The sequence below is a fragment of the Pseudomonas sivasensis genome, assembly GCF_021391435.1.
GTDB lineage: Bacteria > Pseudomonadota > Gammaproteobacteria > Pseudomonadales > Pseudomonadaceae > Aquipseudomonas > Aquipseudomonas sivasensis.
In genome coordinates this window covers 2,920,514-2,945,588 of sequence record NZ_CP090029.1, presented here as the reverse complement: position 1 = coordinate 2,945,588, position 25,075 = coordinate 2,920,514, and the positions used below count along the sequence as shown (strand labels likewise).

22 protein-coding genes and 1 pseudogene are annotated in these 25,075 nt (G+C 60.0%); 14 read left to right on the top strand and 9 right to left on the bottom strand.

From position 1 onward, the window contains the following. Positions 1 to 10: 10 nt before the first annotated feature. Together LRO94_RS13115 and LRO94_RS13110 are read left to right on the top strand one after the other, a co-directional pair. Positions 11 to 1,597 carry an ABC-F family ATPase gene (locus LRO94_RS13115; RefSeq protein WP_081797888.1) on the top strand — a complete coding sequence of 529 codons (1,587 nt, stop codon included), beginning with the start codon at positions 11 to 13 and terminating at the stop codon, positions 1,595 to 1,597. Positions 1,598 to 1,755: 158 nt separating this feature from the next. After that, positions 1,756 to 2,931: an MFS transporter gene (locus LRO94_RS13110; RefSeq protein WP_095184981.1), complete on the top strand. Its 1,176-nt coding sequence runs from the start codon at positions 1,756 to 1,758 to the stop codon at positions 2,929 to 2,931. Here the strand turns inward: LRO94_RS13110 and LRO94_RS13105 are convergent. Then, positions 2,925 to 3,962: an alpha/beta hydrolase family protein gene (locus LRO94_RS13105; protein WP_032891141.1), complete on the bottom strand. Its 1,038-nt coding sequence runs from the start codon at positions 3,960 to 3,962 to the stop codon at positions 2,925 to 2,927. The two genes, LRO94_RS13110 and LRO94_RS13105, sit on opposite strands and share 7 nt — an antisense overlap. 211 nt (positions 3,963 to 4,173) lie before the next feature. Continuing rightward, positions 4,174 to 4,785, bottom strand: a complete 612-nt coding sequence (locus LRO94_RS13100) for an FMN-dependent NADH-azoreductase (RefSeq protein ID WP_032891140.1) — start codon at positions 4,783 to 4,785, stop codon at positions 4,174 to 4,176. A gap of 125 nt (positions 4,786 to 4,910) precedes the next feature. Here LRO94_RS13100 and LRO94_RS13095 point away from each other — a divergent pair, with 125 nt between their 5' ends. Together LRO94_RS13095 and LRO94_RS13090 are read left to right on the top strand one after the other, a co-directional pair. Next, a complete protein-coding gene (locus tag LRO94_RS13095; RefSeq protein ID WP_122754008.1) occupies positions 4,911 to 5,819 on the top strand; it encodes a LysR substrate-binding domain-containing protein in 909 nt (302 codons plus the stop codon). Next, the gene (locus LRO94_RS13090) at positions 5,816 to 6,172 is read left to right on the top strand and encodes an MmcQ/YjbR family DNA-binding protein (protein WP_012723994.1); all 357 of its coding nucleotides are present in this window, start codon (positions 5,816 to 5,818) and stop codon (positions 6,170 to 6,172) included. Before LRO94_RS13095 ends, LRO94_RS13090 begins: the two co-directional genes overlap by 4 nt. On the opposite strand, the gene LRO94_RS13085 is transcribed toward LRO94_RS13090, so the two are convergent. Together LRO94_RS13085 and LRO94_RS13080 are read right to left on the bottom strand one after the other, a co-directional pair. Further along, complete coding sequence (locus tag LRO94_RS13085; protein ID WP_032891498.1) at positions 6,161 to 6,544, bottom strand: DUF1294 domain-containing protein; 384 nt, start codon at positions 6,542 to 6,544, stop codon at positions 6,161 to 6,163. The two genes, LRO94_RS13090 and LRO94_RS13085, sit on opposite strands and share 12 nt — an antisense overlap. After that, positions 6,541 to 7,371 carry an undecaprenyl-diphosphate phosphatase gene (locus tag LRO94_RS13080; protein WP_032891138.1) on the bottom strand — a complete coding sequence of 277 codons (831 nt, stop codon included), beginning with the start codon at positions 7,369 to 7,371 and terminating at the stop codon, positions 6,541 to 6,543. The genes LRO94_RS13085 and LRO94_RS13080 overlap by 4 nt, the downstream gene beginning before the upstream one ends. A gap of 232 nt (positions 7,372 to 7,603) precedes the next feature. On the opposite strand from LRO94_RS13080, the gene LRO94_RS13075 reads away from it, so the two are divergent. The 3 genes from LRO94_RS13075 (at position 7,604) to LRO94_RS13065 (ending at position 10,496) form a co-directional block, all read left to right on the top strand. Further along, the gene (locus LRO94_RS13075) at positions 7,604 to 9,238 is read left to right on the top strand and encodes a methyl-accepting chemotaxis protein (protein ID WP_122754009.1); all 1,635 of its coding nucleotides are present in this window, start codon (positions 7,604 to 7,606) and stop codon (positions 9,236 to 9,238) included. A 176-nt stretch (positions 9,239 to 9,414) separates the two neighbouring features. Beyond that, the gene (gene pnuC / locus LRO94_RS13070) at positions 9,415 to 9,978 is read left to right on the top strand and encodes a nicotinamide riboside transporter PnuC (RefSeq protein ID WP_032891136.1); all 564 of its coding nucleotides are present in this window, start codon (positions 9,415 to 9,417) and stop codon (positions 9,976 to 9,978) included. Then, positions 9,975 to 10,496, top strand: coding sequence for an AAA family ATPase (locus LRO94_RS13065; RefSeq protein ID WP_032891135.1), 522 nt, complete (start codon positions 9,975 to 9,977; stop codon positions 10,494 to 10,496). Before pnuC ends, LRO94_RS13065 begins: the two co-directional genes overlap by 4 nt. A 111-nt stretch (positions 10,497 to 10,607) precedes the next feature. Here LRO94_RS13065 and ggt read toward each other — a convergent pair whose 3' ends face one another. Further along, positions 10,608 to 12,332, bottom strand: a complete 1,725-nt coding sequence (gene ggt / locus LRO94_RS13060) for a gamma-glutamyltransferase (RefSeq protein WP_032891134.1) — start codon at positions 12,330 to 12,332, stop codon at positions 10,608 to 10,610. A gap of 217 nt (positions 12,333 to 12,549) precedes the next feature. Between ggt and LRO94_RS13055 the strand changes: the two are divergent. The 4 genes and pseudogenes from LRO94_RS13055 to LRO94_RS13040 form a co-directional block, all read left to right on the top strand. Then, a pseudogene (locus LRO94_RS13055) lies at positions 12,550 to 12,765 on the top strand (isochorismatase); the annotation flags it as partial. A 22-nt stretch (positions 12,766 to 12,787) separates the two neighbouring features. Further along, positions 12,788 to 14,098 (top strand): MFS transporter, encoded by a 1,311-nt coding sequence (locus tag LRO94_RS13050; RefSeq protein ID WP_099602837.1) that lies wholly within the window; start codon positions 12,788 to 12,790, stop codon positions 14,096 to 14,098. A 248-nt stretch (positions 14,099 to 14,346) separates the two neighbouring features. Beyond that, entirely contained in the window at positions 14,347 to 18,051 is a 3,705-nt protein-coding gene (locus tag LRO94_RS13045; protein ID WP_233897035.1) for a hypothetical protein, read from the top strand. A gap of 183 nt (positions 18,052 to 18,234) precedes the next feature. Beyond that, positions 18,235 to 19,380: a MalY/PatB family protein gene (locus LRO94_RS13040; protein WP_179179119.1), complete on the top strand. Its 1,146-nt coding sequence runs from the start codon at positions 18,235 to 18,237 to the stop codon at positions 19,378 to 19,380. A 44-nt stretch (positions 19,381 to 19,424) separates the two neighbouring features. On the opposite strand, the gene LRO94_RS13035 is transcribed toward LRO94_RS13040, so the two are convergent. Continuing rightward, the gene (locus LRO94_RS13035) at positions 19,425 to 19,640 is read right to left on the bottom strand and encodes a TOBE domain-containing protein (RefSeq protein ID WP_003173733.1); all 216 of its coding nucleotides are present in this window, start codon (positions 19,638 to 19,640) and stop codon (positions 19,425 to 19,427) included. 319 nt (positions 19,641 to 19,959) lie between these two features. Here LRO94_RS13035 and LRO94_RS13030 point away from each other — a divergent pair, with 319 nt between their 5' ends. The 3 genes from LRO94_RS13030 to LRO94_RS13020 are packed head-to-tail and all read left to right on the top strand — an operon-like array spanning position 19,960 to position 22,482. After that, complete coding sequence (locus LRO94_RS13030; protein ID WP_095184988.1) at positions 19,960 to 20,931, top strand: aliphatic sulfonate ABC transporter substrate-binding protein; 972 nt, start codon at positions 19,960 to 19,962, stop codon at positions 20,929 to 20,931. Between the two features lie 10 nt (positions 20,932 to 20,941). Continuing rightward, a complete protein-coding gene (locus tag LRO94_RS13025) occupies positions 20,942 to 21,769 on the top strand; it encodes an ABC transporter permease (protein WP_179179120.1) in 828 nt (275 codons plus the stop codon). Further along, complete coding sequence (locus LRO94_RS13020) at positions 21,766 to 22,482, top strand: ABC transporter ATP-binding protein (RefSeq protein WP_099602834.1); 717 nt, start codon at positions 21,766 to 21,768, stop codon at positions 22,480 to 22,482. Before LRO94_RS13025 ends, LRO94_RS13020 begins: the two co-directional genes overlap by 4 nt. A gap of 79 nt (positions 22,483 to 22,561) precedes the next feature. On the opposite strand, the gene LRO94_RS13015 is transcribed toward LRO94_RS13020, so the two are convergent. From LRO94_RS13015 to LRO94_RS13005, 3 genes are all read right to left on the bottom strand, one after another. Beyond that, a complete protein-coding gene (locus tag LRO94_RS13015; RefSeq protein WP_099602833.1) occupies positions 22,562 to 23,476 on the bottom strand; it encodes a FecR domain-containing protein in 915 nt (304 codons plus the stop codon). Continuing rightward, the gene (locus LRO94_RS13010) at positions 23,473 to 23,991 is read right to left on the bottom strand and encodes a sigma-70 family RNA polymerase sigma factor (RefSeq protein ID WP_032891125.1); all 519 of its coding nucleotides are present in this window, start codon (positions 23,989 to 23,991) and stop codon (positions 23,473 to 23,475) included. Before LRO94_RS13010 ends, LRO94_RS13015 begins: the two co-directional genes overlap by 4 nt. A 91-nt stretch (positions 23,992 to 24,082) precedes the next feature. Next, positions 24,083 to 25,024 carry a LysR family transcriptional regulator gene (locus tag LRO94_RS13005; protein WP_032891124.1) on the bottom strand — a complete coding sequence of 314 codons (942 nt, stop codon included), beginning with the start codon at positions 25,022 to 25,024 and terminating at the stop codon, positions 24,083 to 24,085. Positions 25,025 to 25,075: the final 51 nt, after the last annotated feature.

The window sequence follows — 25,075 nt, the reverse complement described above, 5'->3', positions numbered from 1 at the left end:
GGTAAAGTAATTGATCTCCACAGCTAACATCACCATGCAGTTCGGCGCCAAGCCGCTCTTTGAGAACGTCTCGGTCAAGTTCGGCGCCGGCAACCGGTATGGTTTGATCGGTGCCAACGGTTGCGGCAAGTCGACCTTCATGAAAATCCTCGGCGGCGACCTCGATCCGTCGGGCGGCCAGGTCATGCTGGAGCCTAACGTTCGCCTGGGTAAATTGCGCCAGGACCAGTTCGCCTACGAAGAATTCACCGTGCTCGACACCGTGATCATGGGCCACGAGGAGCTGTGGAAGGTCAAGGCCGAGCGCGACCGTATCTACTCGCTGCCGGAAATGAGCGAAGACGACGGCATGGCCGTGGCCGAGCTGGAAACCGAGTTCGCCGAGATGGACGGCTACACCGCCGAATCCCGTGCCGGCGAGCTGCTGCTGGGCCTGGGCATTCCTCTGGAACAACACTTCGGCCCGATGAGCGAAGTGTCCCCTGGCTGGAAACTGCGTGTATTGCTGGCCCAGGCGCTGTTCTCCGATCCTGAAGTGCTGTTGCTCGACGAACCGACCAACCACTTGGACATCAACACCATCCGCTGGCTGGAAAACATCCTGACCCAGCGTAACAGCCTGATGATCATCATCTCTCACGACCGTCACTTCCTGAACAGCGTGTGCACCCACATGGCTGACCTGGACTACGGCGAGTTGCGCCTGTTCCCGGGCAACTACGACGAGTACATGACCGTGGCGACCCAGTCCCGCGAGCAGCTGCTGTCGGACAACGCCAAGAAGAAGGCGCAGATCTCTGAGCTGCAATCCTTCGTCAGCCGCTTCTCGGCCAACGCCTCCAAAGCCAAGCAAGCGACTTCCCGCGCCAAGGCGATCGACAAGATCCAACTCGCTGAGGTCAAGCCTTCGAGCCGGGTGAGCCCGTTCATCCGTTTCGATCAGAACAAGAAACTTCACCGCCAGGCTGTAATGGTCGAAAAAATGGCCAAGGGTTTCGACGGCAAGCCGCTGTTCAAGGATTTCAGCTTCCAGGTTGAAGCGGGAGAGCGTGTTGCGATCATCGGTCCGAACGGTATCGGCAAGACCACCCTGCTGCGCACCCTGGTCAACGAGTTGACCCCGGACGCAGGCTCCATCAAGTGGACCGACGCTGCAGAATTGGGCTACTACGCCCAGGATCACGCTCACGACTTCGAAGACGACGTGACGTTGTTCGACTGGATGGGTCAGTGGACTCAGGGCGAGCAGATGATTCGCGGCACTTTGGGCCGCATGCTGTTCTCCAACGACGAGATCCTCAAGTCGGTCAAGGTAATCTCCGGTGGTGAGCAAGGTCGCATGCTGTTCGGCAAGTTGATCCTGCAAAAGCCGAACGTGCTGATCATGGACGAACCGACCAACCACTTGGACATGGAATCCATCGAAGCGCTGAACCTGGCGCTGGAAAACTACCCGGGCACGCTGATCTTCGTCAGCCACGACCGTGAGTTCGTATCGTCCCTGGCCACCCGCATCATCGAGTTGAGCGCTGACGGCGTGATCGACTTCAGCGGCACCTATGACGACTACCTGCGTAGCCAAGGCGTCGTGTTCTAAATAACGCCCGCTGCACCCAAGAGCCCCGTCCACTGTGACGGGGCTTTTTGCATGTTGTGGCGAGCGGGCCTGTTCGTCAGACCAAGTAGTTAGGCTGCTTCCTTTTACCCCGGGCCCTTGCCATGATGCCCTCACCGCCCGCCCGCGAACGAGTGCCCATGTCTACCGCCACCCCCTCCTCCCTGTCGGTCACCCTGCAGATCGTCTCGATCGTCTTCTATACCTTCATTGCCTTCATCTGCATCGGCCTGCCGATTGCGGTAATCCCAGGCTACGTGCACGAACAATTGGGGTTCAGCGCGGTGGTGGCCGGGATCACTATCGGTTCGCAGTACCTGGCGACCCTGCTTAGCCGCCCCATGGCCGGGCGGATGTCGGACAGCGTTGGCACCAAACGAGCGATTGTGCTGGGGTTGGCGGGCATTCTCGTGAGCGGTGTGCTGACGTTCTTCGCGACGTTGCTGGAAAGTACGCCCAACGTAAGCCTGGGCATTCTGATCGTCGCCCGGCTGCTGTTGGGCGTGGCCCAAGGTCTGATCGGCGTGGGCACCATCAGTTGGTGCATGGGCCAGGTCGGCGCCGAGCATACGGCGCGGTCGATTTCCTGGAACGGCATTGCGTCCTACGGTGCCATCGCCATCGGTGCGCCGCTGGGGGTGGTGATGGTGGCCGAGTATGGCTACAACAGCCTGGGGATCGCCCTGACCGTACTCGCAGCGCTGGGCCTGATGCTGATCCGCAACAAACCGTCGGTGCCGGTGGTGCGCGGCGAGCGCTTGCCATTCTGGGCGGTGTTCGGGCGTATCGCGCCGTTTGGGGTCAGCTTGTGCCTGTCGTCGATTGGCTACGGCACGCTCACTACCTTTATCACCCTCTACTACCTCAATCGTGGCTGGCAAGGCGCGGCGTACTGCCTCACGGTATTTGGCGTGTGCTTTATCCTGTCGCGCCTGGTATTTATCTCGGCGATCAGTCGTTTTGGCGGGTTCAGCGCCGCCATCGCCTGCATGCTTATCGAGACCCTCGGCCTCACCTTGTTGTGGCTGGCGCCCTCCACCGGTGTGGCGTTGATCGGCGCAGGACTGACGGGCTTTGGTCTGTCGCTGGTGTACCCGGCGCTGGGCGTGGAAGCCATCAAGCAAGTGCCCAACAGCAGCCGTGGCGCGGGATTGAGTGCGTATGCGGTGTTTTTTGACTTGGCCCTGGCGATTGCCGGGCCGTTGATGGGTTTTGTGGCGCTGAACCTGGGGTACGGCTGGATCTTCTTCTGCGCGGCGTTGCTGTCGGTCACGGCGCTGGGCGTGACTTTACTGCTCAAGCGCCGCGCTTACTGATCAGCCGTCTGCAAACCCGCACGGGTGGACGTGCCAAGGGTACGAGTGAAAAAGCGCCCGGCTTCGGAAATCAGATCGCGGTGAATGCCTTCGCGGTCGACGCCATCGGCGTCAGTGCAGATCGCCGGCATGGCGGCCAGTTGGTCACTGTCGCACGGCGCCATGAACACGAAGTGCCCTGCCCCGGCCAGTAGCTTGAAATTCGGCGGCTCAGGCAATTTGCGCGCGAGTGCCGCGGCGTTCTTGTCCACGGCCACCAGCTTGTCGCCGTCGCCGCTGTAGAGCAGCACCGGCACATGCACGTCGGCCAACGTGTGACGGCCGAACATCAGGCTCAACGGCGCCATTAGCATCAAGGCGTGGATGCGCGGGTCGGATTGGGGCTGTAAGTCGTCACGGTCCACCACCAACTCGCCTTTGGTGGTGCAGGCGTCGCGGTCTTCCGGGCGTTCCTGGCAATAGCGGCGCAGGCGATCGAAATCCGGCTTGGCGCCAGCCAGGATCAACGCGGTTTCGCCACCGGCGGAATAGCCGATCACCCCCACCTGGTTGATGTTGACGAACGGAGACAGCATCGGATCCGCCAGGGTGGCGGTGATCGCTTCGGATATCTGGATCGGCCGCCCGTACAGGTTGCTCAGCGTGCCCAGACGGCTATGGTCCTTGTAGTTGTCGCCAGGATGCAGCACCGCCACCACCACAAAGCCTTTGCGCGCCAGGGACGTGGCCAGGTCGTGCAGGGCCAGCGGCGTGCCGGTGTTGCCATGGGACAGCATCAGCATCGGGAAACGGCCGATGGCGATCTTGGAATCTTCGGTGGCGGCGACGTGATAGGCGCCCAACTGCGTGGTGTGCTCAAGGCCGGTTGACGGATAGAACGCCACGGCTTTCATTGGTTGCAAGTCGAGCGGATCGAGAAACGTCATGCGATGAAAGCCGACGCTCCAATGGGGGTGCGGCGCAGGCGCGGCGTGCACTGAAATCAGGCCGCCCAGCAGGGAAAGAACCATAACAGCACAAAGACGCATCATGGGGATGTCCACCTTTGCTGCGTGAGAACCGACATGTCGAATGAAAAGTCCAGGGCATTGACCCCATGCTTGCACAAGCTGGGCCACATCAAAGAAGACAGCGGGAAAACGAAAAAACTCCGTACTCCGGTCGCGTTCAGGCGATCAGAATACAGAGTTTAGACACTCGGCTTCAGATTGAAACCGAGAGGAGGCGATATTTACTAAAGCCTTACGCGGCAGCGAACAATTGTTCGTTGATCAGTACGTTAGCGTCGCTCAGGGACTTGCTGCGCACTTCATCACCATAGGCCAGGCCTTCGGCCCGCACGATTTCGATGTTGGTGATGCCGAGGAAGCCGAACAGCAGTTTCAGGTAGCCTTCATGGGCAGCGCCCGACGCTTGACCGGCATGCAGGCCGCCGGCAGTGGAAACGATGATGACTTTCTTGTTGCCGCACAGGCCTTCCGGACCGGCTTCGGTGTAACGGAAAGTCTGACCAGCGACCGCGATACGGTCGATCCAGGCTTTCAGTTGGGTCGGGATAGTGAAGTTGTACATCGGCGCACCGACCACAATGGCGTCGGCAGCGAGGAATTCAGCCAGGGACGAAGCGCTCAGTTCAGCTTCGTGTTTTTGCGCAGCGTCGCGCAGTTCAGCGGCCGTGCCCAACGCACCCAGGGTGGCGCCGGAGAAGTGGTTGATGGCGTCGCTGGCCAGGTCGCGGTAAGTCACTTCCACACTCGGCTCAGCCGCTTGCCAGGCTTTAACCACACCAGCGCTGAGCTGACGGGAAGCCGAGTTGTCGCCGAGGATGCTGGAATCGATATGCAACAGTTTCATGATGGATCTCCGAGGTGGGATCGACTATGGCGATCAGATGGCGGTGATGCTACGCATGAAACGAATAGTCGATAAGCCGCCTGTAATGCGATAGTTTGTCCCACTGACAGGACAATAGGCTCACCATGCAAGACCTCAACGACCTCTATTATTTTGCCAAAGTCGTCGAAGCCGGCGGTTTCGCAGCCGCCGGTCGGCTGCTGGGCATCCCCAAGTCACGGTTGTCGCGGCGCATTGCCGAGCTCGAAGAGCGCCTGGGCGCACGCCTGCTACAACGCACCACGCGCCAGTTGACCCTCACCGCCGTCGGCGAACGCTACCTGCGCCACTGCCAAGCGATGCTGCTGGAAGCCGAGATGGCCGATGAGGCCGTGGCCAGCATGTCCAGCGAACCCCGTGGACGTCTGCGGGTGACGTGCCCGGTGGGGCTGGCACAGAACATGATGCCGGACGTGGTCGCCGGGTTTCTGGCAGCACATCCTCAGGTGCAGTTGGAAATGACGTTGGTCAACCGCCGAGTCGACCTCGTGGCCGAAGGCATCGATGTGGCGCTGCGAGTGCGTGAGCAAGGCGATGAAGACCCGCTGCTGGTCACCAAGCGCCTGCGCCCGGCCCAGACCGTCCTGGTTGCCAGCCCGAACTTCATGCATGGCCGATCTATCAGCACCCTTGATGACCTCAAGCAGCTGCCGATACTCGGTGCATTGGAGGCGGACCGGATGGTGCACCAGCGCATCCTCGATCCCCAGGGCAACCCCCACGACCTGATCATGGAAGCACGCCTGGGCGTTGATGACTTCAACGTGCGCAAGGCCAGCGCCATCATGGGCCTGGGCTTTACCGTGCTGCCAATGATGTACTGCGAGGAAGAATTGGCCAACGGCCACTTGGTGCAACTGCTGCCGGAATGGTCACTGCCCGGCGGTTGGTTGCAGGCCGTCTACCCACACCGGCGCGGTGTGCTGCCGGCAATTCGTGCCTGGATCGATTACCTGGAAGAAGGCTTTAAAAGCTGCGGAGACCGCCTGCTATGAAGATGACCGAAGCGCAAGTCGCCACCTTTTGCCTGAGCCTGCCCGGCGCGCGGGAGGACTACAAATGGGGCGGCGTGCGAGTGTTCTCGATTGCCGGCAACAAGATGTTCGCCCTGCAAAACCTGCGCGGCGACTCGTTGGCGTTCAAGGTCGACAAGGAACTGTTTCTCGGCCACGTGGACCGCCCCGGTATCCACCCCGCGCCATACCTGGCGCGTGCGCAGTGGATCATCATGAACACGCCCTACCCGCTGGGCGCCGAGGAACTGCGTGGCTTGTTGCAGCGCTCCCACCAACTGGTGGTGAGCAAGCTACCCAAGCGCACGCAGATTGGTTTGTTGCTAGAGGACTGACAGTAACGTGCCGCCAAGGAACAACTGGTCCAACCAGAACACTTGGTGCAACAGCACAATCACCCAGAACAGCACCTGGAAAGACACCTTGCGCGTCTTGTGCCGGAACACCTGCTGAGCAATCAACGCCCCGGGCCAACCGCCGGCCAACTCAACGGCGTGCAGGATGTTTTCCGGTGTGCGCCAGCTGTCGGTGCGCGCTTTGCGTTTATCACTCCAGTACAGGAAAAACGCGATCACGCTGACCACGCCATAGGCCACCAGCGGGATCACGGTTTCGCCGCGCTGCCACACCAGCACCGACCCCAACAGCGGCGCGGCGCACAGCAGCACAAAGATCGCCGCCTTCAAGCGCGGGTGCTGGATGATCATGCCGTTGCCGCCGCCCAGTCGATCCAACCGAACTGCCAAGTCGCCAGGATCAGTAGGCCAAACCCGATGCGGTACCAGGCAAACGCCGCGTAGCTATGGCTGGCGATGAACTTGAGCAGGCCCTTGACCGCGATCATCGCGAAGATGAACGAGGTGATAAACCCAATAGCAAAGACCGGCAGGTCCGCTGGCTGGAACAGGTCGCGGTACTTGTAGCCCGAGTACACCGCAGCACCGACCATGGTCGGCATGGCGAGGAAGAACGAGAACTCGGTAGCAGTCTTGCGCGACAGGCCGAACAGCAGGCCGCCGATGATGGTCGAGCCGGAGCGCGAAGTGCCCGGGATCATCGCCAGGCACTGGGCAAAGCCTACCTTGAGTGCATCTTTCCAGGTGATGTCGTCGACGGTCTCGGCATGCACTTCATGCTCGCGGCGCTCGGCCCACAGCATGATGACGCCGCCCACCACCAGCGCTGTGGCGACAGTGATCGGGTTGAACAGGTAGTGGTGAATCAAGTCGGCGAAAATCACCCCAAGGACCACGGCCGGCAGGAACGCAATCAGCAGGTTGATCGTGAAACGCTGCGCATTGCGCTGGGTTGGCAAGCCGGTGACAACGTCGAGAATCTTGCGCCGAAACTCCCAGACCACCGCCAAAATGGCGCCGAGCTGAATAATGATGTTGAAGGCCATCGCACGTTCACCGCCGAAATCGAGCAAGTCGGCAACGATGATCTGGTGGCCGGTACTGGAGATCGGCAGGAACTCCGTCAACCCCTCCACTACGCCGAGAATCAATGCCTGAATGGCGGTCCAAAAATCCATGCTTCCCCCAAAGGTCATGCGCTATGGCACGCCTTGTTAGTCTTTTTTAATGGTTCACTGACGACGAGCGCGCTGAAGGCCCAGTGTTGATGATGATCAACACCAGTCTGCAAAAATTCTGTGAAAATCAGGCAGTACTCAGGTTTTTCGATTACGGGCCGAAAGCCTATCAGACAAGGCGTAAAAGTCGATGCGACGCCCACAATTATAAAAAGCCCGGAGTGACAGGACGATGAACAGTTTGCGCAATATGTCGATCAGCCGACGCCTATGGCTGATCCTGATAGTCGCCCTGCTGATGCTGCTGGCCCTGGGTTTGCTGATGCTCAAGCAGATCCATGACGACCTTTACCAAGCCAAACGCCAACAGACCCAACACGTGGTCCAGACCGCCAGCGGGATCTTGACGTTCTATCACGGCCTGGAAACCACCGGTGTGATGACCCGTGACGCCGCCCAGAAACAAGCCCTGAGCGCGGTGCGGGGGTTGCGTTACGACCATGACGACTATTTCTGGATCAACGACCTCACGCCCGTGATGATCATGCACCCGGCCAACCCCAAGCTCGATGGCCAGAACCTTTCGGCTATCCGCGATCCCGATGGGTTTGCTGTGTTCAACGAGTTCGTCAGCCTGGCAAAAGCCAAGGGCGCCGGGATCGTCAACTATCGCTGGCCCAAGCCCGGCGCACAGGCCCCCGTGGCCAAGACTTCCTATATCCAGCTGTTCGAACCCTGGGGCTGGATTATCGGCTCCGGCGTCTATGTGGACGACGTGCAGGCCGAGTTCAGCGGCCAAGTGTGGAAAGCCTCCATGATCGGCCTGGGCATTGCGCTGGTGATGGGCCTGCTGGTGTCGCTGATTGTGCGCAGCATCGTGCGCCCGTTGCAGGCGGCGGTGAATGCCATGGGCAATATCGCCAGCGGTGAAAGCGACTTGACCCGCAGCCTCGACACCCACGGCCGTGACGAAATCACCCAACTGTCCCAGCACTTCAACAGTTTCACCGCCAAGCTGCGTCAGGTGGTAAGCCAGTTGCAGGTGTGCGCGAACGCCTTGGGTCAGTCCTCTACCGACCTGGGCAACAACGCCAGCTCGGCCCATGACCGCAGCCAGCAGCAGTCGCAGCAGATGGAACTGGTGGCCACTGCCATCAACGAAGTCACCTACGGCGTGCAGGACGTGGCCAAGAACGCGGAACATGCCGCCAGCGAAATGCGCGATGCCCAGGCCCAGGCGCACCAAGGCCAGGTCAATATCGACAGCAGCCTGCAACAGATCGACCAACTCTCCAGCACCATCAGCCAGGCGGTGGAAGTGATCCGCACGCTGTCCAGCGAAAGCACCCAGATCGGTGGCGTGCTGGAAGTGATCCGCTCCATCGCCGACCAAACCAACCTGCTGGCGCTGAACGCTGCCATCGAAGCGGCTCGCGCCGGGGAGCAAGGCCGAGGGTTTGCGGTGGTGGCCGACGAAGTGCGCCTGCTCGCCCAACGCACGCAAAAGTCCACCGCCGAAATCCAGGTGATGATCGAGCGCCTGCAAGGACACTCGGAAGCGGCGGTCAAGGTGATCAGCGACAGCCACAGCGCCTCCCAACTGACCATTGAGCAGGCAGGTCAGGCCGGTGCCAGCCTCACTGCGATTGGGCAGGCCTTGCACAACCTCAACGGCCTGAACGCGTCCATCGCCAGTGCCACCCTGCAACAGGCCCATGTGGTGGAAGACATCAACCAGAACGTCACCCAGGCGGCGGGCTTGTCCCACAGCACGGCACTGGCAGCGGAACAGTCCAGTGTGGCCAGCGCGCATTTGCGCGGGTTGAGCGAGCAGCTCGACGGCCTCTTGCGCCAGTTCAAGGTCTAACACTGCTCCAAATGTAGGGGGGCTTGCCCCCGATGGCGATATATCAGTCTGCACAGGTGCAACTGACCTTTCGCTATCGGGGGCAAGCCCCCTCCTACATTTGCCCTACTGTGTTTTGAAGATTGCTGGCCTGTGGTTACAATCCCCGCCCTCTCCCACTCCCCCAAGGAACCGCCATGTCCGGGCTTGAATTGTTCGCCGCTGCCCTGGGGGTGATCGCTGTCTGGCTGACGGTCAAGCAAAACCCATGGTGCTGGCCCATCGGGCTGGTGATGGTGCTGCTGTACACCTGGGTGTTCTACGACGTGAAACTCTATTCCGACATGCTGCTGCAGGTGGTCTACGCCGCGCTGCAAGTCTATGGCTGGTGGCAGTGGACCCGCGCGGGCGAGGTCAAGCAAGGCCGCCAGGTCACGAGCCTGGGGGTGCCGGCAATCATGACCAGCCTCGCGATCGGCGCGGTGGGCAGCCTGCTGCTCGGTGCCGCCATGGCCCACTGGACCGATGCTGCGCAACCCTGGCTCGACGCGGCCCTCACCGGCTTCAGCCTGGTGGCGCAAATGTGGATGGCGCAGAAACGCGTGCAATGCTGGCCGTTGTGGATTGCCGTGGATGTGATCTTCGTCGGGCTGTTCCTCTATAAAGGCCTGTACCTCACCGCCGGGCTCTATGCCTTGTTCACCGTGATCGCCGTGCAGGGCTGGCGTGAATGGCGCGCCGATCCGGCGTTGCGCACATGAAAGTAGTGGTTTTGGCGGGGCCTGAATCCAGCGGCAAAAGCTGGCTCGCAGCGCAGTTGCACGCGCACTTTGGTGGGTTGATGGTCGGCGAGTATGTGCGCTATTTCATTGATCATCATCAGCGCGATACCTGCCTGGCGGATATCCCGGCCATCGCCCACGGCCAACTGGCCTGGGAAGACGCGGCCCGCGCCGAACAACCTCGCCTACTGGTTCTCGACACCCATCTGCTCACCAACAAGCTGTGGAGCCAGACCCTGTTCGGCGACTACCCGGCGTGGCTCGACGATGAGTTGTTGGCACGTCATTACGACCTGCACCTGTTGCTCTCCCCCGAAGATGTGGAGTGGACGGCCGATGGCCAACGCTGCCAGCCGGAGCTGGAGGATCGTCGCGCGTTTTTCCAGCAAAGCCTGGACTGGATGCATCAGCATCAACAGCCGGTGGTGGTGATTCGCGGGAATTGGGAGGAACGCTGCAAAGCCGCGTTTGCTGCGGTAAAACAGCTGTTGCAGTGAGCGAGCTTGTCGAATCGTCGCGTCGCCCGAACCGGGTGGCGAAGCCGCCCAAAAACAAACACCGCGATCTGCCTGGCAGACCGCGGTGTTTTTTATTGGGAACCGAGGCGTTTAGTAGCCCAGGGAAAGCCCAGTATTACGACGCGGGTCGTTAGCCCCGTAGAAGCGATTGTTACCCACCGGCTTGCCACCCAGGGAAGGCGCGCCTACCAGGATCGCCGCCAAGTGGTTGGCATCCTGCGGCCCTGCAAACTTATGGCCCCAGCTTTCCAGAAGCTTCTGGGTATCCGGGCTGACCGCAAAGGTCTCAAGGTTGGTGGTTTCCGGCATCCACTGCTGGTGGAAACGCGGCGCATCCACGGCTTCCTGGATGTTCATCTTGTAGTCGATCACGTTCAAAATGGTCAGCAGGGTCGCGGTGATGATGCGGCTGCCACCCGGCGTGCCCACCACCATGACGGCCTTGCCATCCTTGGTCACGATGGTTGGGCTCATTGACGACAACGGCGCCTTGCCCGGGGCGATGGCGTTGGCTTCACCCTGCACCAGCCCGTACATGTTCGGCACGCCGACCTTGACGGTGAAGTCGTCCATTTCATCGTTGAGAATCACCCCGGTCTTGCTCGCCATCACGCCCGCGCCGAACCAGTCGTTGAGGGTGTAAGTGACGGACACCGCATTGCCCCATTTGTCGACGATGGAGTAGTGGGTGGTGTTATTGCCTTCATGGGGCGAGACACCCGGTTTGATCGCCTGGGAATCACCGGCCTTTTGCGGCTCGATAGCATCACGCAGCTTGGCGGCGTAGTTTTTATCCAGCAGATGCTCGATCGGGTTCTTCACGAAATCCGGGTCGCCGAGGTAGCTGTTGCGGTCCACATAGGCGTGGCGCATGGCTTCGATCTGGTAGTGCAGGCCTTGGGCCGAGTGATAGCCCAGGTCGGCCATCGGGTAGCCTTCGAGGATGTTCATGATCTGGCAGATCACTACACCGCCCGAGCTCGGCGGCGGCGCGGAAACGACGTGGTAACCCCGGTAGTCGCACTCGATGGGCGCCAGTTCGCGGGTCTTGTACTTGTCGAGGTCGGCCTGGGTGATGATGCCTTTGCCTGCCTGGCTGGAATCTACCAGGGCCTTGGCGACCCAACCTTTATAGAAACCGTCCGAACCTTTGGCGGAGATTTCCTTCAGGGTCTTGGCCAGGTCTTTCTGCACCAGTTTCTGTCCGACCTGCATCGGCTGGCCGTTGTGCAGGAAGATGGCGCGCAGGTCCTTGTCTTTTTCGAACTCGCCGGTTGCGGTGTGCAGCAGGTCGATGTCGCCTTGTTCCAGGGCGAAACCGTTTTCTGCCAGCTTGATCGCCGGGGCAATCACCTGGGCGCGCTTGAGGGTGCCGTACTTGCTCAAGGCCAGTTCCATACCCGACACGGTCCCCGGCACGCCGACAGCCAGGTGACCCTTGGCGCTGAGGCCTTCGATGACGTTGCCGTCCTTGTCCAGGTACATATTGGCAGTAGCCGCCAGCGGGGCTTTTTCGCGGAAGTCGAGGAAGGTCTTGCGCCCGTCCGCCAGTTGCACAGTCATGAAACCGCCGCCGCCCAGGTTGCCCGCCGCCGGGTACACCACCGCCAGCGCATAGCCTACGGCCACGGCCGCATCCACCGCGTTGCCCCCGGCCTTGAGCACATCCACGCCCACATGAGTTGCCAAATGCTGAGCCGTCACCACCATGCCATTTTCACCGGCCACCGGAGCTTGGGAAGCAGCTTGTACACCACTGACCGTCAACACCAGGGCAGTGGCAATCAAGGTACGGCTGAAGGGTTGGTATTTCATCCATGGCTACTCGGGTTGTTGAGATGCACCAAAATAGCTCGTCGGCAATTTAATCCCCAGCGCAATGGCGTTTTTATTACAGAACTTGTCGGTCATAGAACGGACCGAAAAAAGCCAATCTTCAGCTGACCCACTGCAATCGTGGGACAAGCCCCCCTCCCACACTTTTTTAACCGCGTTTAATCAGTGAGTGCCGGGGTTGGCTCGCAGAGTTGCGGTGGTGCACACCAATATCCGCTACCATCCCGGCCACTTCGTCGAGGGCGGGATCTAGGTCAAGAAGGCCTCGGTGATGAAAGACATGGTCGAAGGCAACCCATTGGCAGCGTTCTGCGCCGAGGTGTTGCCTCTGGCGCATGAAGCGGTGATTACCAAGCAGTACGCCAGCGCGCAGCTCGCGCCTACAACAACTGCCGACTGTATAAAAACCATAAGTCACCGCCAGGAGACACCCAATGCCCAGTGCGAATCCAGTGCCCGCGAACACAGTCGCCGACCCGGTCAACACGCTTTACCACAAGATCACTTGGAAGCTGATTCCCTTCCTGTGCTTCTGTTATCTGGCCGCGTACCTGGACCGAATCAACATCGGCTTCGCCAAGCTGCAGATGCTCGACCAACTGCACTTCAGCGAAACCGCGTTCGGCCTCGGCGCTGGCCTGTTCTTTGTCGGCTACATCATCTTTGAAGTGCCGAGCAACCTGGTGCTGGAGCGGGTCGGCGCGAAGATCTGGATCGCACGCATCATGATCACCTGGGGCCTGCTCTCGGCCTGCACCATGCTGGTTACGTCAACGACCCAGTTCTACATCCTGCGTTTTTTGCTCGGCGCCGCCGAAGCCGGGTTCCTGCCGGGCGTGCTGTACTACCTGACCACCTGGTTTCCCACCCATCGACGCGGGCGCATCATTGCGCTGTTCATGATCGGCCTGCCGCTGTCCAGCGTGATCGGCGGCCCGCTGTCCGGCTGGATCATGGGCCACTTCGACCACGTGGGTGGCCTGCGCGGCTGGCAGTGGCTGTTCCTGATCGAAGCGGTGCCCAGCGTGTTGCTCGGCGTACTGACCTTCTGGGCACTGCCCAACACCTACCAACAAGCCAAATGGCTGTCGGATGAAGAAAAAGCCCTGCTGGAAAGCGAACTGCGCAAGGACGACGCCGATGGCGCCGGCAGCAAGCACAGCTTCCGTGACGGCTTCTTCAACCTCAAAGTGTGGATGCTCGGCGGTATCGACTTCTCGATCCTGCTCAGCGCCTATGCCATGGGTTTCTGGATGCCGACCTTTATTCGCAACGCCGGGGTCACCGACACCTTCCATATCGGCGTGCTCACCGCACTGCCGAGCGTGGCCGCGCTGCTGGGCATGCTCTTGATCGGCGCCAGCTCCGACAAACACCGCGAACGCCGTTGGCACATCATCGTGCCGTTTTTCATCGGCGCAGCGGCGATGGCCGCCAGCACGTTCTTCACCCATAACGTCGCGGCCACCGTCGCCCTGTTCGCGGTTGCCTCGGCCGCAATCATCGGCGCAGTGCCGGTGTTCTTCAGCCTGCCGGCGACCTTTCTCAAAGGCACTGCGGCAGCCACAGGTTTTGCCCTGGCGTGCTCGTTGGCGAATATCGCAGGTCTGGTGAGTAACTCGTTGATGGGGGTGGCGATCGACGTCACCGGCAGCAGCGCGGGCGCCTTGTGGTTCTTTGCCGGCTGCCTGATTCTCAGCAGTTTCCTGGTCATCGCCTTGCCGGCGAAACGGGTGAATCGTTGATAACACGGTCGCGTAATGGCTAGCAGAAAGGCGCAACGCTGGGCACGCAAAACGCTAAAGCGGTGTTGAAATAGATCGACAGTGATTTCGGGCTGGCTGCCCTGACATGGATCACGCGGCCAATATCGTTAAAACCAGTGAAATAAAATGCATTTTAAACCGTAGGAACAACCCGAACTCTCGGACCACACAGGGAAGACTTCGCCTGTCAGAAGCCTCCCTACTTCTTATCCGAGAGATCAGTTTTCATGCCATCTACTTCCGCCGTCGTCGATCACACCTCCCGCGCCCAAGCACCTTTGCTGCATTCGCAAGCTGTGCAGCCTATTCAGCGTTTGCAGCAAGCACGCCCTGAAAATCAGAGCCCCCTAAGGCAGGAAAAATCGGAGGAACACGCCAACCTGGACGACCGAAAATCATTGCTGGATGCCTTGGGCAAAACCCTGAACAGCGCCTCAACTGATATGCCGGATCTTGGCCTGACCCGCTTTGCAGTCTCGCCAGACTCTTCGCTGGGTCGCGAACTTAAACTCATCAACCCGGCGCACGTCAGCTTGAACTGGTTTATCAAACACCAAGGCTGGATAGCCCCAACAAACAAAGAAGCGCTGCAGAATCTCTACGACGCAATCACCTACGCGCCCCCTCCACAACCCGCTCACCGGGACTATTGGGGAATGTTGTCGCGCGAGGTGCCCCTGACACTGGAGCAGCGTCAACGAATCAATGAGATTGTCGAGGGCTGGCTGGACAAAACCAAGGGCGGACTCATCGAGAACCTGGTGGGGCTTGCGACGACAGATGCACACACGCTTGACTCGTTATCCAAAATGACCGGTGTTCAAACCAGGATTGGGAGTACCACCCAAACCACGAAAACCTTCGGGCCCTACACCCAAACCGAAACATGCACCGAGTCCCCCCTATACGCCCAGACTTATCCCGCCTGGGTAATGGGCACTAGTCGGTCGTGCTCAAAGAAAATCACCGCTGAGCCACGCTACGCGTTGTATCGACTGCTGTTGGAGCCCAAAGCCATTGAGCTAGGCAAAAAGCTGGAGGCCGAACTCGGCGTCTTGCCCACAGTGACAAGTGCCGCTGAACTGGTCCTTAGCGCACTGGTGTTATCCGTGATGCCTCAGCTCCCCACCACACGCAACTTGATCGGCAATGATTTTGCCCTTGATGCGCCTGATCATTTACGCAAGTCACCAGAAGCCATCGTCGAAGCACTGGACCTCTACCTGCTGCGCACCCACCAACATCTGAAGGCCGATAACGTCCGCACAGTCAGCTACTTGATGCTGTCCCGTATCGCCCCACAGTTTCTAGTCAAAGACCTGCCTGACTCGTTGCTGTATGGAACCCATCAGTGGGCCACATTCAGCGCCGCTGTCTCACGCATCGAGCACTCCGCGCCTGGCACAAGCGCCACTATGAATTATCAACAAGTGATGAACTATGACGCGACGACACCGATCACGGAGCAGGACAAGACCTTCGCCACCATTGCTCTAAGAGACGCCTTAGTGGACTGGGCGATTACCAACGGTCGACTCGACAAGCGCGCCGATAACAACTATTCAGAGTCCGAGATACAGCAGGCACACCAGGATTTTCAACATCAGCCCTCATCTCTGGTCCGAGCGGGCCAACAATTGGCCACCCCCCTCCCAAACCGCGAACAGATTGCCCTGGATGACCTTAAACGGGTCTTTGGCAATCAAATCGATTTTACCCGCAAAGTGCTGCAAGCCACGCCGGACAATCTGGAGTCCGACAAGAACCATTTCTACAGCCTGCTGGACGTGCATATGTCGGGAAAACTCCAGGCAGGTATGTGGCGATCAATCAGTTCCGACTTTTCCATGGCCCCCATCGAGAAGGAACTCCATCGGCTTCATAGCATTGAGTGGCTGTTCACCCAGACATTCAACAACTACTACACAGACCTGCTGCAGGGCCACACCGCGGTGGTCCGAAACCTGCTCTCGCAGCTTCCAGAGGAACATCGAAGCAGCCTGCAATGGGGCGAGCAGAAATTTTATGCGTTGAGAAAAGCCGTTACCTCGCACTATGCCCACCTCATCCCCAAGGCCGAAAAAGAAGCCAGCAAAGGTCGACAAGGGTTCATCATTCGCTCCGAACGCCAGTCAAAAGTCACCTACTATGAAGTCTTCCCACAGCAAGGGAAAATCCAGATCCGTACCGATCTTCCAGCAGAGTGGCCTGAAGGTATCAACACCAGGGCCGTGGGTAACGTGGAGAACAATATCCGGCAACCGTTTGATTGGGAGGCTTACAACAGTGGGACTCCCCCTCGCGAGAATGAATTTTCTGAGGTGGTGATCGAGCACATACCAACGCCGGATAAGTGGCAACGTGGCGCCAGCGACAAGACACCCGACCTCTCCTTCCTCGGAGGAAAAAGTTTTGATCTGGCCAGGACCGCCGCGTCCAAACACCTGGCCTACGATGAGGAAACCCTGCGTCAACAGGCTAGTGGCGAAAGTGCCGTCGAATTAACAGAGCGCTATCAGAAGACCGGAGCGGCAGCGGTGCTGAGCTTGGTACCGTTTGCAAACACGTTGAAGCACGCGATCAATGGTGAAATAGCAGAAGCCTTCACCGGTTTTATTATCGACGGCGTATCGACCGCCATACCTGTTTCGCAACCACTTCGTGCATTCGCCCACAGCATCAAGTCCAGCAAAACCCTGTTTAACATGCTGAGAAAAGCCAGCCACTCTACAGATGATCTGGTCGGGTTGCTGGGCAGCGCAGGCAAGACAGCGAAACCCTTTTATTCCACCATTCCGTCGTTTGGCGGCTTGCGACCGACAAGCAATGGCCTGGTCCAGAGCTTGGGTGTCAGCACGGCGGTCAGGATCGGAAGAACCGAGGGGGTGGACGCCGCCGGTGGTGGTGCACGTACCCTGGCCAAAATCATCGACGAGAAGTGGTACCCCGTGGACGCAGCCTCCGGCAAGGCTTACGGCACCCCCATCGAAGGCTTTGCACCGGAGGGTGGCATTGGCTTTTTTGAGCGACCCGCTTCGCCACAACGCGATCCGGATACGCTGGCACAATATGAAGCCAACGTCATCAACGCTAAGTACTCGGAAGCAACCAGCTTCCCGGAAGGTTTCAAACACCTGAGCCCCGATACGGTTCCTGGCTACAAGCCGTCCATGGGGGTACAGGAAATCGAGGACCTTATTGCAACGTCCAACTTTTCAACAGAGCAAATCGGCAGTCTTGTGCGCCAGCGAGAAAGACTTTTGTTGGCCCATACTCAACGCAGCGCACAGATATTCCAGCGTGAAGTCACCGCCGCCGGTGGCACCACCCGAGGCATGCCGCAAACGTATTACCTGAGCCAGACCAGCCCTGACATTGCCGGTGAATGTGCGGCCCTTTCCACCGCCATGGGCCTGGCGCTGCTCGAAGGCAATGAAGACACGCTGCTCGACAACCTGGTATTTGCCATGGCAAACCCGGAAGCTGAAAACTCAGCCAAATTCATCAGAAACCTTTCAAGCCTGCAGTCCACCGTCGGCAACGAGCTGGGATTTCATAGCAGTGCCGTGGGTAACCCGATTTCTTATAAGTCGGTCATTAAAGAATTGAGCGAAGCCACTTCCTCAAAGACGCTGATGATCAGCAGCACTAACCATGGAATGCTTGCGGGCGTGAAGGTCGACCCCACCGGCACCACCCCGAAGAGCTGGTTTTTTTACGACCCCAACTACGGCAAAGCGATATTCCCCACACAAGAATCAATGGCCAAGGGCCTGGAAAAGACCCTTAGCAACGGCATCACCGGCAAAAACCTCGATGCATTTGGTACGTTCCTGACCGGAAAAAAATACAAAGTCAGTGCCTTTGATGCCGACGTGGTTGCCAGCAAATTCAATATCGATCGTGTCAGGGGATTGACCCAACCTATCTAATAAAACCCCGTCTATTTGCGCACGGCCAGGCAAGACGTTTTTCAACAGCCTGGCCGTCGCGCAGGGCATATGACTTGATTGGGAGAACCACGGCCTTTGGGCCCGGCCTCCATACAATTATTCAATTAATGGCGCTAGAATCAGCGCCATTCTTGCACCCGCCCCCCTGACACGAGCCCCTCCATGAGCTTTGATTTCGACACGATCCACCCTCGCCTCGGCACCGGCAGCACCAAGTGGAACCGCTACTCGGCCGACGTGCTGCCAATGTGGATCGCCGACATGGACATCGCAGCGCCGCCCGCCGTGCTGCAAGCCCTGCACGAGCGCCTGGACCAGCAGATTCTCGGCTACAGCGTGGCCGGCCCGGATGTGCGTGAAGCCATCGTGGCCGACCTGTGGGCCAAGTACGCCTGGCGCGTGCAGCCCGAAGAGTTGCTGTTTTTGCCCGGCGTCGAACCCGGTTTCAATATGGCGCTGCATGCCTTTGTAAAACCGGACCAGCCGGTGGTACTGCAAACCCCAAATTATCGTCCGATTCGCCTGGCGCCAGGCAACTGGAACCTACCGCGCATCGAAGTGCCGTTCCAATCGACCGACGGTGAATACATCACCCCAATGCCCGCCATGCGCGAAGCACTGACCGGCGCCGGCGCCTTGCTGTTGAGCAACCCGCACAACCCCATCGGCAAGGTCTTCCCCCGCGAAGAGCTGCTGGCATTGGCCACTGCCTGTCTGGAAAACGATGCGCTGATCATCAGCGACGAAATCCACGCAGAACTGTGCTTCGACGGTCGTCGCCACATCCCCACCGCGAGCCTCAGCCCGGAGATTGCACAGCGCACCATCACGCTGATGTCGGCGAGCAAGGCCTACAACGTGGCCGGCTTGAAGACCTGCTTTGCCGTGATCCAGAACGCCGAGATCCGCGAGCGCTTCAACCAGGCCCGCTGTGGCATGGTCGACAGCGTCAGCCCCCTGGGCCTGGAAGCCACCCGCGCGGCCTACAGCCAGTGCGGCCAATGGCTGGATGCATTGAAGCAGTACCTGCAAGCGAACCGCGATTACCTGCTCGACGCCGTGCAAACGCGCTTGCCGGGCGTGGTGATGCATGCGCCGCAAGGCACGTTCCTCGCTTGGCTCGACTGCAGCGCCCTGGGCTTGGATGACCCGCAGCAGTTCTTCCTGGAACAGGCCAAGGTTGGGTTGAGTGCAGGTATCGAATTCGGGGATGACAGCCAGCAGTTCGTACGCCTGAACTTCGGTTGCCCGAGGGCGATGCTGGAAGAGGGTCTGCAGCGCATGGAGCGCAGTTTGCGCAACCGCTGAAGCGCGCAAAAAATGGCCCCCGCTGCAAAGGCGGGGGCTGGCGTTTACAACTTGGCGATAGACACTTCAGTGGACTTCACGAAGGCAATCACTTCGCTGCCCACTTTCAATTCCAGGTCACGCACCGAACGGGTGGTGATGACGGACGTCACGATGCCGGACGCGGTTTGCACGTCGATTTCCGACACCACTTCGCCCAGCAGAATCTCTTTGATCACGCCCTTGAATTGGTTGCGCACGTTGATCGCTTTAATGGTCATGTCGGGTTTCCTTTTGGCTGTTGGGTCAATCCGCACGAATGCGCAGGCCCTCAAAGTGCGCTATCCGAGAGAACATTAAAAGGAATATATAACTCTTTATTTATTCCATAAAAACATATAAAAACTGTTGCCCAGGAAACATCGGTTCAACAATTTGCCACCTCCTGCAACAACCGCACATGCCCCTGACCCGGTAAATCCGGGCTCCTGCCCGATGGCACAGAGACTGCATATTCCTGTAAAGCATGATTGAGCGCACCCAATCAGTTTTCTGAATATAAGAAAAACCTTCTCTCAACGCCTTGTCCGGAGCTGTTCCATGAAACCCTTCACCCAACGTCTACTCGGCGCCTGCGCCCTCGCCCTATGCCTGCAACCGCAGGTATTCGCGGCCGAAACCGACCCCGCCGAAGTCAACCTCGACTACGCCTACTACTCGCCGGTCAGCCTGGTGCTCAAGCACTTCGGCTGGCTGGAACAGGCCCTGCCCCACAGCAAGGTCAGCTGGGTACTGAGCCAAGGCAGCAACCGGTCCCTGGAATACCTCAACAGCGGCGGCGTGGATTTCGCGTCGTCCGCCAGCTTGTCCGCCGTACTGAGCCGGGCCAACGGCAGCCCGATCAAATCGGTGTATGTCTACAGCCGCGCGGAATGGACCGCACTGGTGGTGCGCAAGGACTCGCCACTCAACAGCGTCAACGACCTCAAGGGCAAGAAAATCGCCGCCACCAAAGGCACCGACCCTTACCTGTTCACCCTGCGCAGTCTGCAACAGGCCGGGCTGAAAAAAGACGACGTCGAGTTGGTGCACCTGCAACACCCGGACGGCCGCACCGCGCTGGAAAAGGGTGACGTGGACGCCTGGGCCGGTCTCGACCCACACATGGCCGCCAGTCAAATCCAGGCCGGTTCGCGCCTGCTTTACCGCAATAAGGACTTCAACAGCTATGGCGTGGTGAGCGTCACCGAGAAGTTCGCCAAGGCGCACCCACAGACCATCACCAAGGTGTTGGGCGCTTATGAAAAAGCGCGTGACTGGGCAGTGAAGCACCCGGATGAATTCGCCAAGTTGCTGGCCGACGAATCCGGGCTGCCATTGGAAGTGGCCAAGCTGCAATTGTCGCGCACTGACCTGAGCACGCCGTTGTTGAGCGCCAAGGATGTGCAGTCTTCCAAGGCGGCGGCGCCGATTCTGGTGTCCGAGGAATTGGTGCGCCGTGGGGTGAATGTGGACCAGGTGATCGATCAACTGATCGACCCTTCGTTTGGCCAAACCCTGCCGCAGCAGTAAGGGGCGTTTGATGAGCAGCAAAAGCCAAGCATTGCCCCTGCCGGTACCCATGGTCAGCCAGCGCAGCGCCTGGCCACGGCGGTTAAAAGGCCTGGTCTTGCCGGTTCTGATCCTGTTGATCCTGGAAGTGGTCGTACGGGTGGGCTGGCTGCCTTCCTACCAGATGCCTGCGCCCAGCGAGATCGCCGTGACCCTCACCGACCTGGCCGAAGGCGTGTTGTGGAAACACATCAGCGCCAGCCTCGCACGGGTGCTGCTGGGCTTTGCCATCGGCGCTAGCCTGGCCCTGGTGTTCGCCGCCTGGGTCGGTTTGAGCCGTGAAGCCGAAGCCTACCTGGAGCCGACCTTTGCCGGCCTGCGTTCGATCCCGAGCCTGGCCTGGGTACCCCTGTTGCTGCTGTGGCTGGGCATCGATGAAACCTCCAAGGTTGTGCTGATTGCCATTGGCGCGTTTTTCCCGGTGTACCTCAATGGCGTCGCGGCGATTCGCGACATCGACCGCAAGCTGGTGGAAGTCGGGCAAATGTACGGTTTCAGTCGCCGCCGCCTGGTGCGGCGCGTCCTGCTGCCCGCCGCCCTGCCCGGCCTGTTCACTGGACTGCGCAGTGGTTTGAGCCTGGCGTGGATGTTCCTCGTGGCGGCCGAGCTGATAGCGGCGACTAAAGGTTTGGGTTACCTGCTCAGCGATGGGCGGGAAACCTCGCGACCCGACATTGTGCTGGCCGCCATTATCGTGTTGGCGCTGCTGGGCAAGATCAGCGACGGCCTGCTCGCGGCGCTGGAGAAACGCTGCCTCGCCTGGCGCGACACCTTCACTGGCCAAGGAGCGGAACAATGAGTGCGCCGTCGTTATTGGACATCCATGTGGTGCGTAAAAGCTTCGCCAGCACCACCGTATTGAAAGACGTGCGCCTGGCCTTGCAGCCTCGCGAAGCGGTCAGCCTGCTGGGCCCCAGTGGCTGCGGCAAAAGTACCTTGCTGCGGATCGTCGCCGGTTTGGAAACGGACTTCCTGGGCGAGCTGCGCAGCCCCGATGGCCAAGTGGCCTTTGTGTTCCAGGAACCGCGGCTGATGCCATGGCTCACGGTAGAACAGAACATCGGCTTCAGTGATGACAACCACTACGACAAAGCCTGGGTCTCACAGTTGATCGAGGAAGTCGGCCTTAAGGGCTTCGCCCAGGCGCTGCCCAAAGCGTTGTCAGGTGGGATGGCGCAGCGGGTGGCGATCGCTCGCGGCCTGTATTCACGCCCCCAGGTGTTGTTGCTGGATGAGCCGTTCAGCGCGGTGGATGCCTTCACCCGTATGAAACTGCAGGACTTGCTGCTGCAACTGGCGGCGCATCACGCCATCGCTTTATTACTGGTGACCCATGATGTGGACGAGGCGCTGTACCTGAGTGACCGGGTGCTGGTGATGGACAACCGGCCCAGCAGCATTCGCCAGGAACTGGCGGTCGACTTGCCGCACCCGAGGGATCGGCGTGACCCGCTGCTGGCGCAGCTCAAGGCGCTGGCCTTGACCGAGTTGCAGCGGGCCCATGTGATCTGAGGACTCCTCGTAACCCGAGACGAGCGAGGTTTTCATGGCCCACAGGTTGTTGTGGCGAGCCCGCTCGCCACAACGCGCATCACGCCTTGCGCAGGCTCACCCAATAACGCGTTCGGTATTGCACGTCCAGCGCCAGGGTCGAGGCCAGCAGGTTGAGAATGCGGTCGGTGTCATCCAGGCGGAAACTGCCGGTCACCCGTAGCGTTTCCAGGCGCGGCTCCCAGCGCAACACGCCAGGGCGATAGCGCTCCAGCTCACGAAGGAAGTCCCCCAGTGGCTGGTTCTGCGCGGTCAGTACACCGTCGCGCCAGCCCAGTTGCAGCACATCAAACAACGCCCGGGCACCCAGGCCGCCGGCCTTGAGCGGCGCTTGCTGGCCTGCTTGCAAGGTCGCCATCTGGCCGCTCAGGTCGCGCACCTGAACCGTGCCCTTGAGCACCGAGACCAGACAACCGGACGCCAGTTGCCGTATGCACACGTCAGCGTGACTGACGAGCAATTGGCCGTAGCGAGTTTGCACCGTCATCGCCGCCGCGCCCGGCACCGTCAGCGCCAGTTCACCGTCGACCAAGCTGACCCGCCGCTGGGCCATATCTACGTCTACCGCCGTGGCGGTGTTGAGTTGCAGGCTGGCACCATCGGCCAGCGGCAGGCGCTTGCGCTCGCCAGTAGCGGTACGCAGGTCGGCACGCCAAGTGTCGATGGGTAATTGGCGGCTGATCAGCCACGCCGTCGGCAACAGTGCCGCCACACCCAACGCACGCTTGAGCACCGCACGCCGGCCCGGTTGCGGGCGGTCGAGGCTGGCCATGGCCAGAGCCTGGGGCAAAGCGCTGAAGCGTTGGCGCAGGGATTGGGCTTTCTGCCAAGTCTGTTCATGCTGGGGATGGCTGTCGCGCCAGTGCTGCAGCGCGGCATGATCACGCTCGGTGGCGGCGCCGGACTCCAGCAGCGCCAGCCACTGGGCAGCAGCGCGGGCGACGTCGCGGCTCACAGCTCCACCAGCAGGCAATGTTCATACGCCTGGGCCATGTAGCGCTTCACCGTACGCTCGGACACCTCAAGCCGTTCGGCAATCTCGCGATAGCCCAGGCCCTCCAGCTGGCTCCATAAAAAGGCTCGGCGTACAAGCACCGGCAAGCCATCGAGCAACTCATCCAGGGCTTGCAGGGTTTCCAGCATCAGCCAGCGCTGTTCGGGGGACGGCACGCAAGCTTCGGGCAAGCTGGCCAGGGCGTTCAAATACGCCTGTTCCAGGCTGCGACGCTGATGGAAGTTCACCAGCAGGCGCTTACCGACTGTCACCAGATACGCCCGCGGCTCCTGCATCTGTGCAATCGGCTGCGCACTGGCCAGTACGCGCAGAAACGTATCCTGGCTCAGGTCGGCCGCATCCCAGGCATTGCCCAGGCGCCGCCGCAGCCAGCTTTCCAGCCAACTGCGATGGTCGCGGTATAGGCTCGATAGCGTCAGTTCGGGGGCGTGCGTGGGGACAACAGCATCATTCATGGCAACAACCTGCACGGCGCGATTGAGTCTCAAATGAGATTCATTCTATTTAATATCGTGCCGGGACACCATGATCTTTTCAACCTCGCGTTTACAGCATCGCCGCCCTCTGCCGCAGCAGGTCAATAAACAAGCCCAATTCGCGGCTCACCCCCTCGCCCTTGCGCAACAAGATGCCAAACGGCGCCAGCCGCACGTCCAGGGCCACCGGCAGCGCGACCACCAGGCCCATTTTTAGATAATCACGCAAGGCACTTTCCGACAGCACCATCACCGCGTCCGTCAGTTGGATCAACTGCTGCATGGAGTACACCGAGCTGCATTCGATGATGTCCGCCGGGCTTGGCAGCGCCAGGTCTTGCAGGGCCTGGTCGAAACCGATGCGCGCCGGGCTGGTTTGCGGTTGCAGGATCCACGGCCAGTCGCGCACCAGCTCTGCCAGGGATAGCCGACCGCGTCGGACCAATGGGTGGCCGGCATGCACCACCACCAGCAGGCGCTCGTTGCCCAGGGGTTCGAAGCTGTAGTGCTCGCTGTCGGTGGCGGCGGTGCGCCGGGAGATGGCCAGGTCGATGCGCCCCTGCTCCAGCAGTTGGATCACCTGGTCGCTGGTGTCGCCCATGATGCGGATACGCAGTTGCGGGTTGAGCGCCTTGATCTGCGCAATGCAGTCCATCACCAAGTCCGGCGCGGCGCCCATGATGGTGCCGATGGACAAGTAGCCATACCCGCCCTGCTGGCGCGCCATCAGGTCTTCGGCGCAACGGTCGAGGCCACTCAGCGCCGACTCGGCAAAGTTGATCAGTTGCTGGCCCAGCGCCGTTGGCCGCATCCCCCGTGGCAAGCGCTCGAACAGGTCGCAGCCGAACATATCTTCAATCTCGCGCAGCATGCGCGTGGCCGCCGGTTGCGACATGTTCAGGGCCTGGGATGCACGGTGCAGGTTCTGACTGGAACTGAGCGCTACCAGCATATGCAGATGCTTGTAGCGCAGGCGGTTGAACAAGCTGCGGGAGAGGACGGGACTACTCATAAATTCCTTATTACCGATACCCTGAGGGTATCACTTGTAAGCGAGATTCGA

Excerpts from the sequence above, each read along its gene's own strand:
- LRO94_RS13010 (WP_032891125.1), bottom strand. The coding sequence starts at position 23,991 with ATGAATGATGCTGTTGTCCCCACGCACGCCCCCGAACTGACGCTATCG.
- ggt (WP_032891134.1), bottom strand. The coding sequence starts at position 12,332 with ATGAAATACCAACCCTTCAGCCGTACCTTGATTGCCACTGCCCTGGTG.
- LRO94_RS13020 (WP_099602834.1), top strand. The coding sequence starts at position 21,766 with ATGAGTGCGCCGTCGTTATTGGACATCCATGTGGTGCGTAAAAGCTTC.
- LRO94_RS13040 (WP_179179119.1), top strand. The coding sequence starts at position 18,235 with ATGAGCTTTGATTTCGACACGATCCACCCTCGCCTCGGCACCGGCAGC.
- LRO94_RS13050 (WP_099602837.1), top strand. The coding sequence starts at position 12,788 with ATGCCCAGTGCGAATCCAGTGCCCGCGAACACAGTCGCCGACCCGGTC.
- LRO94_RS13085 (WP_032891498.1), bottom strand. The coding sequence starts at position 6,544 with ATGATCATCCAGCACCCGCGCTTGAAGGCGGCGATCTTTGTGCTGCTG.
- LRO94_RS13095 (WP_122754008.1), top strand. The coding sequence starts at position 4,911 with ATGCAAGACCTCAACGACCTCTATTATTTTGCCAAAGTCGTCGAAGCC.
- LRO94_RS13090 (WP_012723994.1), top strand. The coding sequence starts at position 5,816 with ATGAAGATGACCGAAGCGCAAGTCGCCACCTTTTGCCTGAGCCTGCCC.
- LRO94_RS13110 (WP_095184981.1), top strand. The coding sequence starts at position 1,756 with ATGTCTACCGCCACCCCCTCCTCCCTGTCGGTCACCCTGCAGATCGTC.
- pnuC (WP_032891136.1), top strand. The coding sequence starts at position 9,415 with ATGTCCGGGCTTGAATTGTTCGCCGCTGCCCTGGGGGTGATCGCTGTC.
- LRO94_RS13025 (WP_179179120.1), top strand. The coding sequence starts at position 20,942 with ATGAGCAGCAAAAGCCAAGCATTGCCCCTGCCGGTACCCATGGTCAGC.
- LRO94_RS13030 (WP_095184988.1), top strand. The coding sequence starts at position 19,960 with ATGAAACCCTTCACCCAACGTCTACTCGGCGCCTGCGCCCTCGCCCTA.
- LRO94_RS13080 (WP_032891138.1), bottom strand. The coding sequence starts at position 7,371 with ATGGATTTTTGGACCGCCATTCAGGCATTGATTCTCGGCGTAGTGGAG.
- LRO94_RS13005 (WP_032891124.1), bottom strand. The coding sequence starts at position 25,024 with ATGAGTAGTCCCGTCCTCTCCCGCAGCTTGTTCAACCGCCTGCGCTAC.
- LRO94_RS13100 (WP_032891140.1), bottom strand. The coding sequence starts at position 4,785 with ATGAAACTGTTGCATATCGATTCCAGCATCCTCGGCGACAACTCGGCT.
- LRO94_RS13105 (WP_032891141.1), bottom strand. The coding sequence starts at position 3,962 with ATGATGCGTCTTTGTGCTGTTATGGTTCTTTCCCTGCTGGGCGGCCTG.
- LRO94_RS13075 (WP_122754009.1), top strand. The coding sequence starts at position 7,604 with ATGAACAGTTTGCGCAATATGTCGATCAGCCGACGCCTATGGCTGATC.
- LRO94_RS13035 (WP_003173733.1), bottom strand. The coding sequence starts at position 19,640 with ATGACCATTAAAGCGATCAACGTGCGCAACCAATTCAAGGGCGTGATC.
- LRO94_RS13045 (WP_233897035.1), top strand. The coding sequence starts at position 14,347 with ATGCCATCTACTTCCGCCGTCGTCGATCACACCTCCCGCGCCCAAGCA.
- LRO94_RS13065 (WP_032891135.1), top strand. The coding sequence starts at position 9,975 with ATGAAAGTAGTGGTTTTGGCGGGGCCTGAATCCAGCGGCAAAAGCTGG.